The organism is Sandarakinorhabdus sp. FBCC-B8862 (assembly GCF_059745315.1).
Map to the genome: position 1 here is coordinate 3,011,779 of NZ_CM185574.1, position 17,452 is coordinate 3,029,230.

12 protein-coding genes are annotated in these 17,452 nt (G+C 65.5%); 8 read left to right on the plus strand and 4 right to left on the minus strand.

The window, feature by feature from the left end; translation table 11 throughout:
* Positions 1-33 precede the first annotated feature (33 nt).
* From AC6BOR_RS14490 to AC6BOR_RS14500, 3 genes are read right to left on the minus strand one after another with little or no spacing between them, the layout of a single operon-like run.
* On the minus strand, positions 34-1,122 hold the full coding sequence (locus AC6BOR_RS14490; protein ID WP_498059070.1) for a glycosyltransferase: 1,089 nt from the start codon (positions 1,120-1,122) through the stop codon (positions 34-36).
* Positions 1,119-2,057, minus strand: coding sequence for a glycosyltransferase family 2 protein (locus AC6BOR_RS14495; RefSeq protein ID WP_498059071.1), 939 nt, complete (start codon positions 2,055-2,057; stop codon positions 1,119-1,121). The genes AC6BOR_RS14490 and AC6BOR_RS14495 overlap by 4 nt, the downstream gene beginning before the upstream one ends.
* Positions 2,058-2,071: 14 nt before the next feature.
* A complete protein-coding gene (locus tag AC6BOR_RS14500; protein WP_498059072.1) occupies positions 2,072-3,466 on the minus strand; it encodes an AAA family ATPase in 1,395 nt (464 codons plus the stop codon).
* Between the two features lie 358 nt (positions 3,467-3,824).
* Between AC6BOR_RS14500 and AC6BOR_RS14505 the strand changes: the two genes are divergently transcribed.
* The 6 genes from AC6BOR_RS14505 (at position 3,825) to epsI (ending at position 9,921) form a co-directional block, all read left to right on the plus strand.
* Positions 3,825-5,126 carry a hypothetical protein gene (locus AC6BOR_RS14505; RefSeq protein ID WP_498059073.1) on the plus strand — a complete coding sequence of 434 codons (1,302 nt, stop codon included), beginning with the start codon at positions 3,825-3,827 and terminating at the stop codon, positions 5,124-5,126.
* Positions 5,123-5,893, plus strand: a complete 771-nt coding sequence (locus tag AC6BOR_RS14510) for a polysaccharide biosynthesis/export family protein (RefSeq protein ID WP_498059074.1) — start codon at positions 5,123-5,125, stop codon at positions 5,891-5,893. The genes AC6BOR_RS14505 and AC6BOR_RS14510 overlap by 4 nt, the downstream gene beginning before the upstream one ends.
* A gap of 66 nt (positions 5,894-5,959) precedes the next feature.
* Positions 5,960-7,351, plus strand: coding sequence for a Wzz/FepE/Etk N-terminal domain-containing protein (locus AC6BOR_RS14515; protein WP_498059075.1), 1,392 nt, complete (start codon positions 5,960-5,962; stop codon positions 7,349-7,351).
* A 44-nt stretch (positions 7,352-7,395) separates the two neighbouring features.
* Positions 7,396-8,316, plus strand: coding sequence for a hypothetical protein (locus AC6BOR_RS14520; protein ID WP_498059076.1), 921 nt, complete (start codon positions 7,396-7,398; stop codon positions 8,314-8,316).
* Complete coding sequence (gene xrtV / locus AC6BOR_RS14525; RefSeq protein ID WP_498059077.1) at positions 8,306-9,211, plus strand: exosortase V; 906 nt, start codon at positions 8,306-8,308, stop codon at positions 9,209-9,211. The genes AC6BOR_RS14520 and xrtV overlap by 11 nt, the downstream gene beginning before the upstream one ends.
* Complete coding sequence (gene epsI, locus AC6BOR_RS14530) at positions 9,208-9,921, plus strand: exosortase-associated protein EpsI, V-type (protein ID WP_498059078.1); 714 nt, start codon at positions 9,208-9,210, stop codon at positions 9,919-9,921. Before xrtV ends, epsI begins: the two co-directional genes overlap by 4 nt.
* Before the next feature lie 26 nt (positions 9,922-9,947).
* Here the strand turns inward: epsI and AC6BOR_RS14535 are convergent, their stop codons facing one another.
* Positions 9,948-10,205 (minus strand): XrtV sorting system accessory protein, encoded by a 258-nt coding sequence (locus AC6BOR_RS14535; protein ID WP_498059079.1) that lies wholly within the window; start codon positions 10,203-10,205, stop codon positions 9,948-9,950.
* Positions 10,206-10,415: 210 nt separating this feature from the next.
* Between AC6BOR_RS14535 and AC6BOR_RS14540 the strand changes: the two genes are divergently transcribed.
* Both AC6BOR_RS14540 and AC6BOR_RS14545 read left to right on the plus strand, forming a co-directional pair.
* Positions 10,416-11,783, plus strand: a complete 1,368-nt coding sequence (locus AC6BOR_RS14540; protein ID WP_498059080.1) for an undecaprenyl-phosphate glucose phosphotransferase — start codon at positions 10,416-10,418, stop codon at positions 11,781-11,783.
* Positions 11,784-11,947: 164 nt separating this feature from the next.
* Positions 11,948-17,452: an AMP-binding protein gene (locus tag AC6BOR_RS14545; protein WP_498059081.1), complete on the plus strand. Its 5,505-nt coding sequence runs from the start codon at positions 11,948-11,950 to the stop codon at positions 17,450-17,452.

Genomic DNA, 17,452 nt, shown 5'->3' on the forward strand with positions numbered 1-17,452 from the left:
CCCGGCGGCGGGGATCAGGGTGCGTGCCATGGGTCAGAACGGCCGCCCGAAGGCGGCCTTGGCGATGGCGGCGGCATTGGCACGCTGCCGCCGCCACAGGCGACGGGCGATCTGCACCCAGCACAGCAGCCAGTGAACTGGCCAGAGGCGGCGATAATGGCGCCAGGTGAACTTGAGGCGCGAGCGGGTCATCCAGTAATCGGAAAAGGCGCTGCGGCCGGAAATGGCGCTGGCCGAACCGATCGAGCGGCCGGCCTTGTGGAAGACATTGGCGCCATGGGCGAAGGCGATGGCGAACTGGTTGTCGCGCAGCTTGCGGTTGCGCACCGACCAGTCGATCTCTTCATAATAGAGGAAATAATCCTCGGCCATGAAGCCGACATCGGCGAGGAAGCGGCGGCTGACGCACAGGCTGGCGCCGAGCACGAAATCGGTGGCGTCGGCAACGTCTTGCGGATTGTAGGTGACATTGGCCGGTTCATCGCCGCAGATGGACTTGCCGGCGCCGGTGAGCGGCCGGTAGATCGAGCCGTTCAGCGCCTGCAGCCGATCCGGCTCCCAATAATGGCGCACCACCGTGCCGCACATTCCGACATTCGGCGTGGCTAGCATGCGGATTAGCAGGCTGGACGGGGCATCGGGCGCCACCACCGTGTCGTTGTTGAGCAGCCAGAAGCATTGCAGGCGGGGATCGCCAAGCAGATGGCGCAGGCCGAGGTTGTTGCCGCCGGCGAAACCCAGATTCTGGTCTGACACAATGAGGGTGAGTGTGGCCGCCACGCCGGGCCGGGCATTGACATCGGCGGCGTTGAGCTCCGCCATGCGCACCGGTTTGGCGACCGGCGGCATGGAAAAGGGTGCCATGGCTTCGGATTCGGGCTGATGCATAAGCCGGCCGGCGGCCCAATCGCGCAGTCGCTGGGCACTGTCATCGCCGGAGCCGTTTTCGACGACGACGATATTCAGCGGCTGCGGGCAGCGCAGCAGGCTTTCCAGGCATTCGATCGTATCGTTGGCGCCGCGGAAATTGACGACCACCACGCCCAGCGGCATGGCGGCGGTGCTGCTGTTCCAGGCGCGCCAGTTGCCGGCAATCGTATCGGCGCGGGTGGCCCCGGTCATGCCGATCCCCGTTGCCAATGGGTGCGCGCATCTTCGTCGGTAGCGCGGATGACGCGCAGCATTTCGCCCATGCGCATCAGCCGGATGCCGGTGAGGGTGCGCAAGCCGCGCAGCCGGTTGGCAAGGCCGGAGAGGCGATCCGATGTCATCAGCCGGGCGCCATCAACGATGATGGAGGCGGGCATCAGTGCCGCCTTGACCAGCCAGCGCCAAAGCGGTTTGCCGGCGGCGCGATGTTCGGCCCAATCATGGGCGATGTGGCGTTGCCATTTCAGCTGAAGCTCGCCCAGATCGGTGCGGGCCGGATGATAGATGCGCATGGCATCGACATAGACCGGCCGATAGCCGGCAGCGGTGGCGCGGCGGCCCCAGTCGCGATCCTCGGCAATGCCGATGCCGGCGAACGGGCCAACCCGGGCATGGACATCGCGGTGCATGGCCAGATTCCCCGTACCCGAAAAACCCTGTTTTTCGATGTACATGCGCTGGCGATAGGCGAACACCGACTCATAGGCTTCCACCGGTGTGAGGCGGGCGGAGTCGATGAAATCGATGCGCACGTCGCCGCCGACGACACCGCGTTCGCCCAGCTGCTCCACCGCCTCCACCGCGGCCTTCAGCCAGCCATCGCCGGCGCGGCAATCGGCATCGATGAAGGCCAGCACCGGGGCGCGGGCAATGGCAACGCCGGCGTTGCGGGCCGGGCCGGGGCCGGGCGTGGGCTCAACCAGATAGCGGACGTCGGGATAGGCGGCCAGCACGGCTTCGGGCGTGATGCGCGACCCGTTGTCGACAACGATGATCTCGACCGCGCCGTCCAGCCGCTGCGCCTTCACCGAGGCGAGGCAGCGGGCCAGCGCATCGGGCATGTTGAAGTGCGGAATGATCACCGTCACCCGGAAATTGTCCGGGCTGGGTGGTGCCGGGTCGGGCATGGCCGTGCGATCGGTCAGGCGACGAGGCGGGCCATGGCGGCCGACATCATCAGCAGCGAGGCGACGCCAGGATAACCGAAGCGGAAGTGCGGATCGCCCGGCCCTTCGCGCCGTTCGAGCAGATCCACGGTGTTGACGAACAGCTTGAGGTCACGCTCGATCGCGAGGGCCGACAGGGCGCCGCCCATTTCGGCGTAGACATCGTCAACCGTGAACCAGCCATCGGCCGAGCTTCCGGCCTTGGCGGCGGAGACCAGCAGGTTCCAGTGGGTCTTGGTTTCTTCCCGCGACAGGTTGGACTGGACCCGGCGCGGCAGGCTCGCCTGCCAGTCGCGGATCACCATGTCGACCGCGCGGCGGGCATCGGCCTGGTTGATGCGCTCGCGGCCGGCATCCAGCGCCAGCAGCCCCGCCTGGTGGCCGAGCAGGCGCACCAGATAGGGCGAGCCGCCGGCCATCTGGCTGATGGTGTCAACCGCGTCGTCGCCAAAGCTGATATCAGCCGCGCGTTCGCCCATGCGCAGCAGCTCGCGCATTTCCGCTTTCGTCATCGGCGTCATCGGCAGGCCGGTGATGTTGCGGCGGATCGACGGCGCATAGCCGATCAGTTCGTCAAGGTTGAGCGCCACGCCGGTGATGATCAGCTGCACGCGGGCCGCGCGGTCAGACAAGTTCTTGATCAGTTCGGCGACATCCCGGCGGAAATTCACATCGACGACACGGTCATACTCGTCGAGCATGATCAGCACGCGGGTGCCGACCACGCCGCTGAGCACGTCTGCCAGTTCGCGGGCGCCATATTCGCCTTCGGGCAGCATGACATCGAAATTGTCGCCGCTTTCGGCTTCGGCCGAGTTGGGCAGCACCGAGCTGTGGAAGATGCGCGGGATGCGGGCCAGGATCGAGCGGAACATTTCCGAGAAATTGGCCGCCGTACCGCAGCTGGCGTAAATGACGTGATAACGGGCCTCCCGCGCGGTTTCGGCAAAGACATGGGCCAGGCTGGTCTTGCCGATGCCGCGCTCGCCATAGACGACGACATGGACGCGCTGTTCCTCGATGGCGTTGATCAGGCGGGCCATGGGATCGTGGCGGCCGGCGAAGGCATCGCGGGCGACGACGGGCTGCGAGGCGGCAAGCGCATCGCGCAGGGCAAGCCGGCGGCGGGCCAGACGGTCGGCAGAGGCTGATTCCATGTCATCGGCGGCGCTGGCCATGAAGCGTGGCAGCATGGGGGCCGGGTCAACCTCCACCCGTTCCCGCCAAAGGCTGTCGCCAGCGGTGATGCCTTCATAGGAGGGTGGAGCCGGCGTGAAGGATTCGACCAGCGTGACGGTGCTCTGCGTCTCATCGGCCGTGTCGTTGACCACGCTTTCAACGTCTTGCTGTGACTTGCGCTTCCAGATCATCCCAACCCCACAATGTTGCCGCAGCTGCCAGAGCGGCTGGCTGCCTGCCCGCACCAGTTACGGCCCCGGGTGCAATGCAATTGCGTCTGCCTCTGCCATGAGAATGTTGCACATGCGAGTAGCAATATGGGCAATTCGCACACAACAGCCGAAAAATCTACCACTTGACCTAGCGAGATGGTTGCCGGGCGGATGGGCTGCGTGTAGCAGGAGCGCCAGTGATTGAGATGGGTTGGCCGGACCAATGGCCGCGGAAGAACTGCCGAGGGGGTGTGGTCTGATCATGCTGTGGACGCAATTGCCGACGGGTCGGGGCCGCCGTGCATGGCTGTTTGCCGGCGGGCTGTTGTTTGCAGCGATGGCGCCGGCCCTGCCCGCGCAGGCCCAGACGGCGCGCCCGGGCGCCGGCCCCAATCCGGCGCCGGTGTTGCCCAATCTGGCCGACACCGAGGATCTGGAGGACGCGAGCAGCGGCGTGGCCGGCCTGCCGGGGTACCCCGGCCGCGGCCCGAGCCTGCTGGCGAACGTGCAGACGCGCTATGACGACAATCTGGCGCGTCGCCCTGTGAAGGATGACGGGCTGCGCATCCGGCCCAAGGCGACCTTGAGCTATGGCCTGGGGGCAGGTCGTGTCGGGCTCTATGGCATTGGCAGCTATGGCCGCGACATCATCCGCGGCAACAATCTGTTCCGCGGTGCGGACCGGCATTTCTATGGCGCCGGCGCATCGGCAATGCTGTCGCGCTGCAACGTGGATGCCGGCGCCAGCTTCCGGCGCAACCTGGTGTTCACCGCCGATGTCGGCGTGGTCGGTTCCATCGAGCAAAAGACCGCGCAGGCCGGCGGCACGGTGTCGTGCCAGATCGGATCGGCGATTTCGATCAGCGGCGGCATCAATCATGCCGATCTGCGCGTGGCCCGGCAGGTCACAGGGGCGTTTGACTCCAAGCGCTGGACCTACACGGCCGGCTTGGCGTTTGCCCGGCCGGCGCTGGGCCGCATCTCGCTTGATGGCTCCCTGTCGGACATTGATCTGCTCGGTCGCCAGGTGCAGACGCCGACCGGGCCGGAAACTGATGGTTTGCTGCAGCGCAGCGTGCGGCTTGGCTATCAGCGCGAATTCGGGTCGCGCCTGACCTTGAGCGTGGGTGGCTCGTTCCTCGACACTGCGCCGAAGAGCACGCAGAATGTCATCATCGTCGATGGCCTGCCGCAAGTGGTGGATCGCAGCAGCTTCAAGGGCGCCGGTTATGACGCCAACCTCACCTTCCGGTTGTCGCCGCGGCTGTCACTGATCGGCTCGGCCAGCCGCAACGTGCGCACCAATGGCTTTGCCGGTGCCCAGTTTTCCGTGGTGGATCTGGCCGAAGTGGCCGGCCGCTATGATCTGCCCGGCGGCCTGAGCCTGTCGGCCGGGTACAGCCAGCGCACGTCGCGTTTCCGCGGTGCCGTGGTGTCGGCGGTGGAAAGCCGGCTGCGCTCGCGCGACCGGTTCAGCCGCTATTTCGCGCAGCTGGGTGGCAATATCGGCCGGCGCATCAACTTTGCGCTGGATGTGTCGCACAATCAAAGACGGTCTGATCCGTCCGTATTTGATTTCAATTCAACCGCCGTGGGGCTCACCCTCGGCTTCGAGCTTGGCAATCAGGGGTCCCGATGATCAAGATGTTTCCTGTTGCGATCGCCGCCGCGTTGATGGCGGCTCCGGCGCTGGCCCAGCCGGCCTATGCTGGCTATCAGCTGGGCCCGGATGACAGTGTGCAGGTGGTGGTCTATGGCCAGACCGAGTTCAACGTCACCACCCGGGTGAAGGCCGATGGCACCATCGTGATGCCGCTCATCGGCACGGTGAAGGCGCAGGGCGAAACCAACATCACGCTGGCCCGCCTGATCACCGACAAGTTGGTTGCCGGCGGGTATCTGAAGCAGCCGTTGGTCAACGTGGAAATCGGTTCCTATGTGTCGCGCACGGTGAATGTTGCCGGAAATGTTGGCGCGCCGGGCATCGTTCCGCTCGATCGACCGTATCATGTGCTGGAAGTGTTGCTGAAGGCGGGCTGGGTGCGAGCAGACGGGGCGAATTTCGTGTATCTGCGCCGGCCGGGCCAGCCGGAACAGCGGCTGGAGGTGGAGCAGCTCGTGCGCGGCGCCGGCAGTGCCGATCCGATGCTGGAGCCGGGCGATACGTTGTTTGTCCCGCCCGCCGAGACATTTTTCATTTATGGCCAGATCAATGGTCCGGGCATGAAGAATATCCTGCCGGGAATGACGATCCGGCAGGCCATCGGCCTGGCGGGCGGCGTGACGGCATCGGGCAAGGCCGACAAGGTTGGCCTGGTGCGCGGCAACGGCAAGGAAGTTGACGCCGATCCGTCACAGAAAGTGCAGAATGGCGATGTTATCATCGTCAAGGAACGCCTGTTCTGATCGGTTACCTGCCGGCGGTGCCGGCGGGATGCGGAATGTGAGGGAGCCGGCCTGGCCGGAGCGTGTATGAGCTTGATTCAGTTGGTGCGGATCCTGGTGGCGCGACGCTGGCTGATCGCCTTTGCCGTGTTCCTGGGCCTGTTGGTGGGCGTGGGCGTGGGCAATATCCTGCCGGCGCGCTATCCGGCCCGTGCCCGCGTGCTGATGGACAATTTCAAGCCCGATCCGGTGACCGGTACCATGCTGAACGCATCCGGCATCAAGATGTTCATCCGCACCCAGCTGGAACTGATCAAGGATTACCGCATCGCCGGTGAGGCGGTTGACCGGCTGGGCCTGACCAGCAACGCCAACCTGCTGGCCACCTGGCAGGCCGAAACCGGTGGCTATGGCGACTTCCGCCGCTGGCTGGCCGACCGGATCGTGAACAACGTGCAGGTGTCGCAGATCGAAAGCTCCAACATCATGGAGATCACCTATGAGGCGGGCGTGCCGGAAGTGGCCCGTCGCACGGTGAACGCGCTGCGCGACGCCTATATCGAGAACAGCCTGAAGTTCCGCACCGATTCCGCCGGCCGCACCGCCGAATGGTATCGGGAACAGTCGGCCCGCGCCCTGCGCGCCTTGCAGACCGCTGAAGCGGCCAAGACCAAGTTCGAGCAGGAAAACGGCATTGTGATGACGGGGCAGGGTGATGCCGAATCCGTCAAGCTGGCCAGCCTGCAGGCCGCCCTGACCGAAGCGCGGTCCAACGCCGGGCTGCAGAATTTCGAGGCCGTGCGCCAATCGACCAGCAGCTCGGTGGTCGACCAGCTGAAGGTGCAGCTGGCGACGCTGAATGACCAGATCGAGCAGGCATCGGAACGCCTGGGGTCCCAGCACCCGACCTATATCGCCATGCTGGCCCGGCGCACCCAGCTGGAGCGCCAGCTGGCCCGCGAACAGGTTGTGGCCCGCCAGGCCGGCGCCGCCCAGCTTGGCGCGTCGCGTGGTGGCCTCGCCCAACTGGAAGCGGCCTATGAGGCGCAGCGCCAGAAGGTGTTTGCCATGAAGGACAAGCTGGACCAGCTGGGCCAGCTGACCAGCGAAGTCCAGTTGCGGCGCCAGCAATATGAGCAGGCCGCCAAGCGCACCAGCGAACTGCAGCTGGAATCGAACGTGGCTGATGCCGGCCTGATCGTGCTGGGCGACGCCATTGTCAGCCCCGATCCGACCTTCCCGAACTGGAGCCTGATTATCCCGCTGTCGGCCGGCATCGGCCTGGCGGTCGGGATCCTGATGGGTCTGCTGGTCGAATTGCTGAACCGCCGGGTGCGCGGTGCCGAGGACCTGGCCTTTGCGGCCCGGGTGCCGGTGTTCGCCGTGGTGGCCGACAAGCAGGAGGCGGAGTGGAAGCGGCTGCTGAAGCGCTTGCTGATCCGTCGTCGGGGCGCCGAACAATTTCAGCCCGCCCAATGATGCCTGGTCGGTTCGATCGGCAGTGGCTGCGCAAGGACAGGTGAATGGACAACAACGAATCTGAAGTGCCGTTCGAGGAGGTTGAGACCAGCGTTGTCGAGCAGGTGCGTGTCGGCGGTGGCGAACGTTATGACGCCCCGATCCGCGATGTGCTGACGCGACTGGGCTATCTGACGGCGGATCAGGCGGCGCATGTGGCGGCCCATGCCATCGAGCGTGGCCTGGATTTCGACCAGGCGGCGCTGGAAATCGGCTATATTACCACCGAAGAGCTCGACCGGGCGCGCGAGCAGCTGATCAATGCCATGGCGTTGCAGAATGTCGTGCGCCGGCCGACATCGGACGAGCTGATCGTCATTTCCGATCCGGGTTCGGTGCGGGCCGAAGCCATCCGCATGCTGCGCACCCAGGTGATTGCCCAGCACATCAAGAACGGCCGGCGTGGCCTTGCCATCGTTTCAACGTCGGATGGCCAAGGCTGTTCCTATGTCACGGCCAATCTGGCGGTGGCGCTGGCGCAGGTCGGCTACAAGATCCTGCTGGTGGATGCCAACATGCGCAGCCCTCGGCAGGACCAGATCTTCGGGCTTGATCCCAACGCGCCGGGGCTTTCCAGCTTCCTGGCGTTGCAGGTGGCGCGCCCGGAACGCGTGGTGAATGCCAATGTGCTGCCCGGTCTGGCGGTGATCACTGCGGGCCCGCCGACCAGCCGGCCGCAGGAGTTGCTGTCGGGCAACCGCTTCCGCGACGGTGTGAACACGCTGCTGCGCGAATATGATCTGGTGCTGTTCGATACGCCGGCCGCCAACACCAGCGCCGATGCGCTGAACATCGCCGGCGCTGCCGCCTATGCGATGATCGTCGGCCGTACCAACCAGAGTTATTACAAGGATGTGAGCGTTCTGGCCGATCAATTGGCGGCGGCACGCTGCGCCGTGGTGGGTGCGGTTCTGAATGACTTCTAACGCCACGTCGGTGGCGGCGGCGCTGCCGCCCGCCAGGCTGGACGTGCGGGGGTTTGTGCGCCTGCACTGGCCGCTGGCGCTTGGGCTGGCCGCATTGGCGGTGCCGACCATCATCAGCCTGGCACGCGGGCCGTGGCAGGAAGAATCCGGTGTGCACGGGATCATCGTGCTGGTCACCGGGCTGTGGCTGGTGTTCCGGCGCTGGGATGACATCATGCGGCTGGCGCGGCCGGGCCATGCCGCGGTGACGACCGTGCTGCTGGCGGTGGCGATGCTGGTCTATGTTGCTGGCCGCGCCTTTGAATTCATCAGTGTGGAGGCGGCGGCGCTGCTGCTGGCCATGGTGGCTGTGGTCTACCAATATTGGGGCCTCGCTGTGCTGCGCATGCTGTGGTTCCCGATCTTCTATCTGGGGTTTGTCGTCCCGCTGCCGGGCTGGTTCCTGGATCAGATCACTCTGCCGCTGAAGGAATTCGTGTCGCAGCTGGTGACCGACACGCTGGCCAATCTGGATTATCCGATCGCGCGCATGGGCGTGACGCTCTATGTCGGCCCCTATCAGCTGTTGGTGGAAGATGCCTGTGCCGGCCTGAATTCGCTGGTCAGCCTATCGGCCATCGGTCTGTTCTATGTCTATTTGCTGCGGGGTTCGAACCCGGTCTATTCGATGCTGCTTTTGGCCATGGTGATCCCGATTGCCATCATCGCCAATTGCGTGCGCGTCGCGGCTCTGGTGCTGATCACCTATTATCTCGGCAATGCCTGGGCCCAGGGCTATCTGCACAATTCGGCCGGCATGGTGACCTTCGTGTCGGCGCTGCTGCTGATCTTCGCGCTGGATTGGATGCTGACGCCGCTGCGCAACCGGCTCGAGCCCAAGGGCATGCCGGCATGAGCGGACCATCACGCCGGGATTTTCTGGTGGGCGGCGCGCTTGCCGCCGGGGCCGCTGGAGCGGTGGTGCTGACGCCGCGTGAACGGCTGGTGCTGATGCCGCCGGGCCGCAATCTGGAAGATATTGTGCCCGACCAGATTGGCAGCTGGGTCACCGCACCATCGTCGAGCATCATTCTGCCCAAGCCGCGCAAGGGATCATTGGCAGACCGGCTCTATGGTGACCAGCTCGCCCGATTCTATGAGGCGCCGGATCAGTTGCCGATCACGATGGTGATGGCCTATGGCCCGATCCAGAGCGACCAGTTGCAGTTGCACCGGCCCGAGGTGTGTTATTCGGCCGTGGGCTTTTCGATCGAGAATGTCCGCACTGCGGTGCTCGATCTGGGCCCGTCCGTGCGCCTGCCGGTGCGTGATCTGGTTGCCCGCAACGAGGGCCGGGTTGAGACCATCAGCTATTGGACGCGCATTGGCGATGCATTGCCGACCAGCGGCACCGAACAGCGTATGGTCAAGCTGCGGCAGCAATGGGATGGCTATATCGCCGATGGCATATTGGTGCGCTTGAGCGTGCCGGCCGAACCGGCGCCCGCCGTGCTGGCAGCAATGCGGCTGTTTGCGCAGGAATTGCTGAAATCGGTACAGCCGCAGGCGCTGCCGGCCTTGATCGGGCGTCCTCTGGCTGCCGCCGCAGCGCGGAGCGGCCTGTGATGGCGGGGGCGGGTTGGCCCCGGATTTCAGCCTTGATCGAAGGGCTTCAGCACGCGCCAGACAAAGCCAAGCGTGGCCGCAAACAGCAGCAGGGCGCCGGCGTGCAGCGCGATCTCGCCGCTCTTCATGGCTTCGTTGCCGATATAGTTGGTGACGGCGCAGCCGACGGAGGCAACAAGATATTGCCACAGATGGTCGCGCGGTTCGCCCTGGCTGCGCTGCAGGAACAGGACGATCAGGCCGGCAAACGCCATCACGGTCACCCAATCGTACGGCGTTTCCATCCAACACTCTCCCTCGCGACGCTCTCTATACCAAGCCATGTTGCCATGGCCATGCCGATTCAACGACAAGATGGCGCAATCCCTAAATTTTTCTTAGTAAATGTCCAACCCTGAATGAATTCCGAACGAGCCATTCTGCCGCAAGCGGCCTCTGAACCCGGTGCCAGCCGCAAGGGGGTGCCGCTTGGCATGGCAATTACGCTTGGACGCGTGGTGGAGTTTCTGACGGTTGCCGCATCCGGCCTGGCCTTGGTCGCGGTGGGCATCTGGGATTTTGGCGGCACGCTCGACACCCACAGCCGTGTCGTGCTGCTGGGCGCCGCCGCCTATGCCCTGTTGGCCGAAAGCCTTGGCGCCTATGACATTGATGCGCAATTTTCGGTGCGCAAGGGCTGGAACCGTGTGGTGTTGGCCTGGATGCTGTCGGCAGTGTTCCTGATCACGCTGGGCTATCTTCTGAAGGAATCAGACCAGGTCTCGCGCGGGTGGGCAGTCAGCTGGCTGGCCCTGGGCGGGGTGAGCCTGTGCACGGTGCGGGCGATCGGCACGATCGGGGTGCGCCGGTTGAAGACGCGCGGCACATTCAACGAGCGTGTGGCAATCTTTGGCACCGGGCAGCAGGCGCAACGCTTTGCGCAATATGTGCAATCGCACGAGCGGTTGACCATAACCCTGATCGGTATGTTTGATGACCGGTCGGGCGATCGTGTGCCGCCAGCGGTGGCAGGCATTCCGGTGCTGGGCAATCTGACGACCCTGATCGAGATGATCCGCGACGGGCTGGTGGATCAGGTGGTGGTGGCGCTGCCATGGGCGGCCGAGCGGCGCTTGCAGGAAATCGTCACCCGGTTGGCGCTGACACCGGTCAAGGTGCGGCTCGCGCCCGATCTGGTCGCCTTCACTTATGCCCGGCGGCCTGTGGTGATCCTGGGCGATGTGCCGGTGATGACCCTGTTTGACCGGCCGATCGGCGGGCTGTCGGCGGTGGCCAAGAATATCGAGGACAAGCTGCTGACGCTGATCATCCTGGCCTTCATCTGGCCGGTGCTGCTGGCGGTGGCGATCGCCATCAAGCTGGATTCGCCCGGGCCGATCCTGTTCCGCCAGCCGCGTGAGGGCTTCAACAATCGCACCTTCGATTGTTTCAAGTTCCGTTCGATGTATCACAACCAGCTGGAATTCAAGAACATCAACCAGGCCACCCGCGATGATCCGCGGGTGACGCGGGTGGGCCGCATCCTGCGCCGGACCAGCCTGGATGAGCTGCCGCAGCTGTTCAACGTGCTGCTGGGCGACATGAGCCTGGTTGGCCCGCGCCCGCATGCGCCATCAACCCGCGCGGGCGGCCGGCTGTTTTCCGATGTGGTGCAAAGCTATGCCGCGCGGCACAAGGTGAAGCCGGGCATCACCGGCTGGGCCCAGGTGTGCGGCTGGCGTGGCGAGACCGACACCGAAGAGAAGCTGATCAAGCGCTTCGAGCATGACCTTTACTATATCGACAACTGGTCGATCATGCTGGATTTCTATATCCTGATCCGCACGGTTGGCGCCGTGTTGCTGCCCAAGAACGCCTTTTGAGGCCGGGCACTGCCGTCCGGCAGGGCAGAATGTCGCACCGGCAATAATAGAACCCATTATTCCTTGGCGGGGACATAATCTTTCCCTAAGGCCTGCCCTCATTCAATTTTCCTGTCCGCTGGACGGCCTCTGCCGATTCCCGCGGCCAGCAAAAGGGCAGAGCCATGTACGATCCCGCCGCTCCACTGCGTCCGCCGGTGCCCCGGCCCGAATATAACCCGGTCGCCACCCGCGCCGACTGGCAGGCCATGCGCGAGGCGGTGCTGGCCGATCCGGGTGGTTTTCATGGCAAGATCGCCGCGCGCAACCTGCACTGGCTGATCGATGTCGCCGGCCGCAAGGCCTGGATGAGCCATGCTGGTGACGGCCGCTGGACCGGCTGGGATGCCGAGACTGCGGCGCCGGTGGCGGCCGATCTGGGCGCCGATTTCACGCCTTGGACGCGGGCCTTCAACGCCGATGATGCGCCCAATTTCCGCTGGTTCGAAGGCGGCTTCACCAATGCCGCCTTCAACGAGTTGGACCGGCATGTGCTGGCCGGCCATGGCGCCGAGGCGGCCTTCATCTTTGAAGGCGACCGCTGGGACTTGGCGGCCAACAATGGCCGCGGCGCGCCGGTGGATTGCATCACCGTGTCCCGCCGCCAGCTGCTGCTGGAAGCGGCCAAGTGCGCGATTGCGTTGACCAAGCTGGGTCTCAAGGCCGGTGACCGCATCGCGCTCAACATGCCCAATGTGCCGGCCCAGCTTTATTGGAGCGAGGGTGCCAAGCGCATTGGCGTCATCTACACGCCGGTGTTCGGCGGCTTTTCGGACAAGACGCTTTCGGACCGCATTCATGATGCCGGCGCCCGCATCGTCATCACCGCTGACGGTGGTTACCGCAACGCCCAGATCGTGCCGTTCAAGACGGCCTATACCGATCCGGCGCTGGACAACTATGTGCCGGTGGCCGTTGCCCTGCGCCTGCTGGAAGAGCGGCTGACGGGCAGAGACTTGGGCCTGTCGGACGCCACCCGCACGGCCATGGCCGGCATTGTCGCCACCGCGCTGAAGGGCGAGGTGACGGTGGAGCGCGGCGACGTGATGCGCGGCCTGGGCCGGGCGCTGGCCGAGCTGGGCAAGGACGGCCAGGTTGATGCCGCCCAATCGGCGCGCATCCGCATCGCCATCGCCGAGGCGCTGGTGTCGACCCCCCCGCGCGTCGAGGCGGTGATTGTCGCCAACCACACCCATGTGCCCGATCTGGTGTGGCGTGACCGCGATGTGTGGAGCCATGATCTGACCAACGCCGCGCTGGCCGATATCGTGGCGGCGGCCGGGCTGGCCGATGAGGCGGCGCTGCACGCTCTCGACGACGAGGCCTTTGTGGCGGCGCTGTGGAAAGCGTCAAAGCCGCTGCCGGTCGATGCCGAGTATCCGCTGTTCTTCATTTACACCTCCGGCTCCACCGGCAAGCCGAAGGGCGTTGTCCACGTTCATGGCGGCTATGCCAGCGGCATCATGGAGACGATGAAGGTCGCCTTTGATGCGCGGCCTGGCGACACGATCTTCGTGGTGGCCGATCCGGGCTGGATCACCGGCCAGAGCTACATGATCGCCGCCGCGCTGCTCTCCCGCGTCACCACCGTGCTGGCCGAAGGCTCCCCGGTGTTTCCGCACGCCGGGCGCTTTGCCGCGATGATCGAAAATCACGGCGTGACCATCTTCAAGGCCGGCGTGACCTTCCTGAAGGCGGTGATGACCGATCCGCAGAATCTGAAGGATATCCAGGCCTACGACCTGTCGAAGCTGCGCGTCGCCACTTTCTGCGCCGAGCCGTGCTCGCCGCCGGTGCAGGCGTTCGGCATGGATCATATCACGCCGCAATATATCAACAGCTATTGGGCGACCGAGCATGGCGGCATCGCCTGGACGCATTTCTATGGCAATGGCGATTTCCCGCTGGCGGCCGATGCCCGCACCTTCCCGTTGCCGTGGATTGTTGGCGATGTGTGGGTGGAGGATGAGGCCGGCGACAAGCAGGCACGCGTGCTGCTGACCCGCGAGGGCAGCGACGGCGTGACCTGGCGCAAGGCCGGCCAAGGCGAGAAGGGCGAGATCATCATCGCCGCGCCCTATCCCTATCTGGCGCGCACCGTGTGGGGTGACAGCGACAATTTCCGGGTGGAAGATGGCCGCGTGATTGGCGGCTGGGCCGGCGATGCCGGCCGCTGGCGCGATGGCTATTGGGGCCGTTGGCAGGGCGTGTGGGCCTATACCCAGGGCGATTTCGCCGTGCAGGGCGATGACGACGGCTTCTCGCTGCATGGCCGCTCGGACGATGTGATCAACGTTTCCGGCCACCGCATGGGCACCGAGGAGATCGAGGGCGCCATCCTGCGCGACAAGGCGCTGAACCCGGAAAGCCCGGTGGGCAATGTGCTGGTGGTTGGCGCGCCGCACCGCGAGAAGGGCTTGACTCCGCTGGCCTTCATCACGCCGGCGCCGGGGCAGATCATCACCCGCGACGACGAACGCCGGCTGGCCGATCTGGTGCGCAGCGAAAAGGGCGCCGTGGCAGTGCCGGGCGATTTCATCACGGTGAGCCAGTTCCCGGAAACCCGCAGCGGCAAATATATGCGCCGCATGGTGCGCGCGCTGGTGGAAGGGGCGCCGCTGGGCGATGTCACCACCCTGAAGAATCCGGAGAGCCTGGATGAACTGAAGCGCGCCATCACCGCGTGGGAGCGCAAGCAGCGCCTGTCGGAAGACCAGGATATCTTTGACCGCTATCGCTATTTTCGCATCCAGTACAACATCGTCGCGCCGGGCAAGAAGGTGGCGACGGTGTTCATCACCAACCCGCCGGTCAACGCGCTGAACGAACGCGCCATCGACGAGCTGGTGATCGTGGTGGAGCATCTGTCGCGCCGCGATGATGTGGCGGCGGTGGTGTTCACCGGCGATGGCACGGCAAGCTTTGTCGCCGGCGCCGACATCCGCCAGTTCCTGGAGGAAATCCACACGCTTGAGGAAGCCCGTGTGCTGCCGGCCAACGCCCAGCTGGCGTTCGGCAAGATCGAACAGATGGGCAAGCCCTGTGTGGCGGCCATCCAGGGCGTGGCGCTGGGCGGCGGCATGGAATTCGCACTGGCCTGCCATTATCGCGTGGCGGAATCCCACGCCCGCTTCGGTCAGCCGGAAATCCGCCTGCGCCTGCTGCCGGGCTATGGCGGCACCCAGCGCTTGCCGCGCCTGTTGACCGACCGGCGCGGGCCGGACGGCATGCTCGACGCGCTTGACCTGATCCTGGGCGGCCGCAGCGTGGAAGCGGCGGATGCGCTGGAAATGGGCGCGATCGATGCCATTGCCGATGGTTCGACCGACGCCCTGAGCCTCGCCCATGCGGCGGTGCGCGAGTTCGTTCGCCTGGGCGATACCAGCCACCTGGGCCGTGCCTGGGCGGAGCGGCGCAAGGCCGCCAAGAGCGCCTGGCAGCATGAGGGCCATGTCGATCTGGATGCCGCGCTGGCCGATGACTTCGTGCAGCGCATCCTGAAGCAGCTGGCGTGGGCCGGCCGCGGCAAGGCGGGTGAGCGCGCCATTGATGCCATCCGCACCGGTTGGAGAGAGGGCATGAACGCCGGCCTCGCCCGCGAAGCCGAACTGTTCGCGCAGGCCGTGGTCGATCCCGAAGGTGGCAAGACTGGCATCCGCCTGTTCATGGACAAGAAGGCACCGCCGCTGCCGGTGCGCCGCAATGGCGTGCATGTGGAGGCCGAGTTCGCGGCCAAGGCCAAGCGGCTGGAAGCGGCCGGCGACCTGTTGCCGGTGGGCGCGCCCTTCTTCCCCGGCGTGACGCCGATCCCGGGCCATCAATATGGCTTTGGCATTGCGCGCAACCCTGACACGGGCGCGCCGCAGTTCGGCCCGCCGGCCACCCACGAGAAGCAGCTGATCGTGCCCACACCGCAGCCGGAGCCGAACGAGGCGCTGGTCTATCTGCTCAGCTCGGAAGTGAACTTCAACGATATCTGGGCGCTGACCGGCATTCCCGTCTCCCCGTTCGACAATCACGAGGAGGATGTGCAGCTGACCGGTTCGGGCGGGCTGGCGCTGGTTGCGGCGCTGGGCAGCGAGGTGCGCAGCCAAGGCCGACTGAAGGTGGGGGACATGGTGGCGGTCTATTCCGGCACCTCCGACCTCTTGAGCCCGCAGGCCGGGCGTGACCCGATGTATGCCGATTTCGCCATCCAGGGCTATGAGACCAAGTCGGGCAGCCATGCCCAGTTCCTGACCGTGCAGGCGCCGCAGTTGCATCCCGTGCCGGGCGATCTGACGCTGGAACAGGCGGGCAGCTATATCCTCAACCTCGGCACCATCTGGCGCTGCCTTTACACCACGCTGGAAATCGTGGGCGGCAAGACCATCTTCATCGAAGGCTCGGCCACCGGGACGGGCCTGGACGCGCTGAAATCGGCCAAGGCCAGCGGGTTGCAGGTCACCGGCCTGGTGTCGAGCCCGGCGCGTGCCGAGTTCGTCAAGTCCAAGGGCGCGGTCGGCGCGCTTGATCGCACCGATCCGCGCTTCAAGGCGCTGTTCACGCCGGTGCCCGATGGCAGCAAGGCGGATTGGGCCGCGTGGGAAGCCGCGGGCGAGGCGCTGGTGGCGGAATACAAGGCGCTGAACGGCGGCAAGCTGGCCGATTATGCCGTCAGCCATGCCGGTGAGACCGCCTTCCCGCGCAGCTTCCAGCTGCTGGGGCCGGGCGGCGTGCTGGCCTTTTATGGCGCGTCGTCGGGCTATCACCTCAGCTTCATGGGCAAGCAGGGTGGTTCCGACCCGGTGTCGATGCTGGCCAAGGCGGGTGCGCGCGGGGGTGAGGCCGTGCTGATCTTCTATGGCCCCGGCAGCAAGGCGCTGGCCGACGAGACCGGGCTGGAGATGATCGAGGCGGCGCGCGGGCTGGGTTGCCGGATCGTCGTCGTCACCAACACCGATGGCCAGCGCGAGTTCATCCTGAGCCTGGGCTTCGAGGATGCGGTGGCCGGCGTCGTCAGCCTGGAAGGCATCAAGCGGCGGGAAGGTGCCAATTTCGATTGGCCGGACACCATGCCGCGCCTGCCGGTGGCGCGCGAGGATATCGAAACCTTCCGCGAGGCGGTGCGCCAGTTCCAGGACAAGACGCTGAAGCCGTTCGGCAATGCGGTCGGCAAGCTGCTGCGCAGCCCCGACAATCCGCGCGGCAACCCGGATATCGTGCTGGAGCGCGCCGGGCAGGACACGCTGGGCGTGACCACGGCGCTGGTGAAGCCGTTCACCGGCCGGGTCGTCTATTGCGAGGACATGGCGGGGCAGCGGTACAACTTCTATGCCCCACAGGTGTGGACGCGCCAGCGCCGCATCATCATGCCGATGGCGGAGATCCGCGGCACGCATCTGTGCAACGCCTATGAAGTCACCCGCATGAACGACATGATCGCGGCCGGCATCCTGGATGTGACCGAGCCGACGGTGGTGCCGTGGGAAGGCCTGCCGGAAGCCCACCAGAGCATGTGGGACAACCGCCACACCGGCGCGACCTATATCGTCAACCACGCGCTGCCGGCCATGGGCCTGCGCGGCAAGGATGAACTGTACGAAGCCTGGGCCTCCCTGGGCGGCAGCAGCGAAGGGCAGGGGGAATGA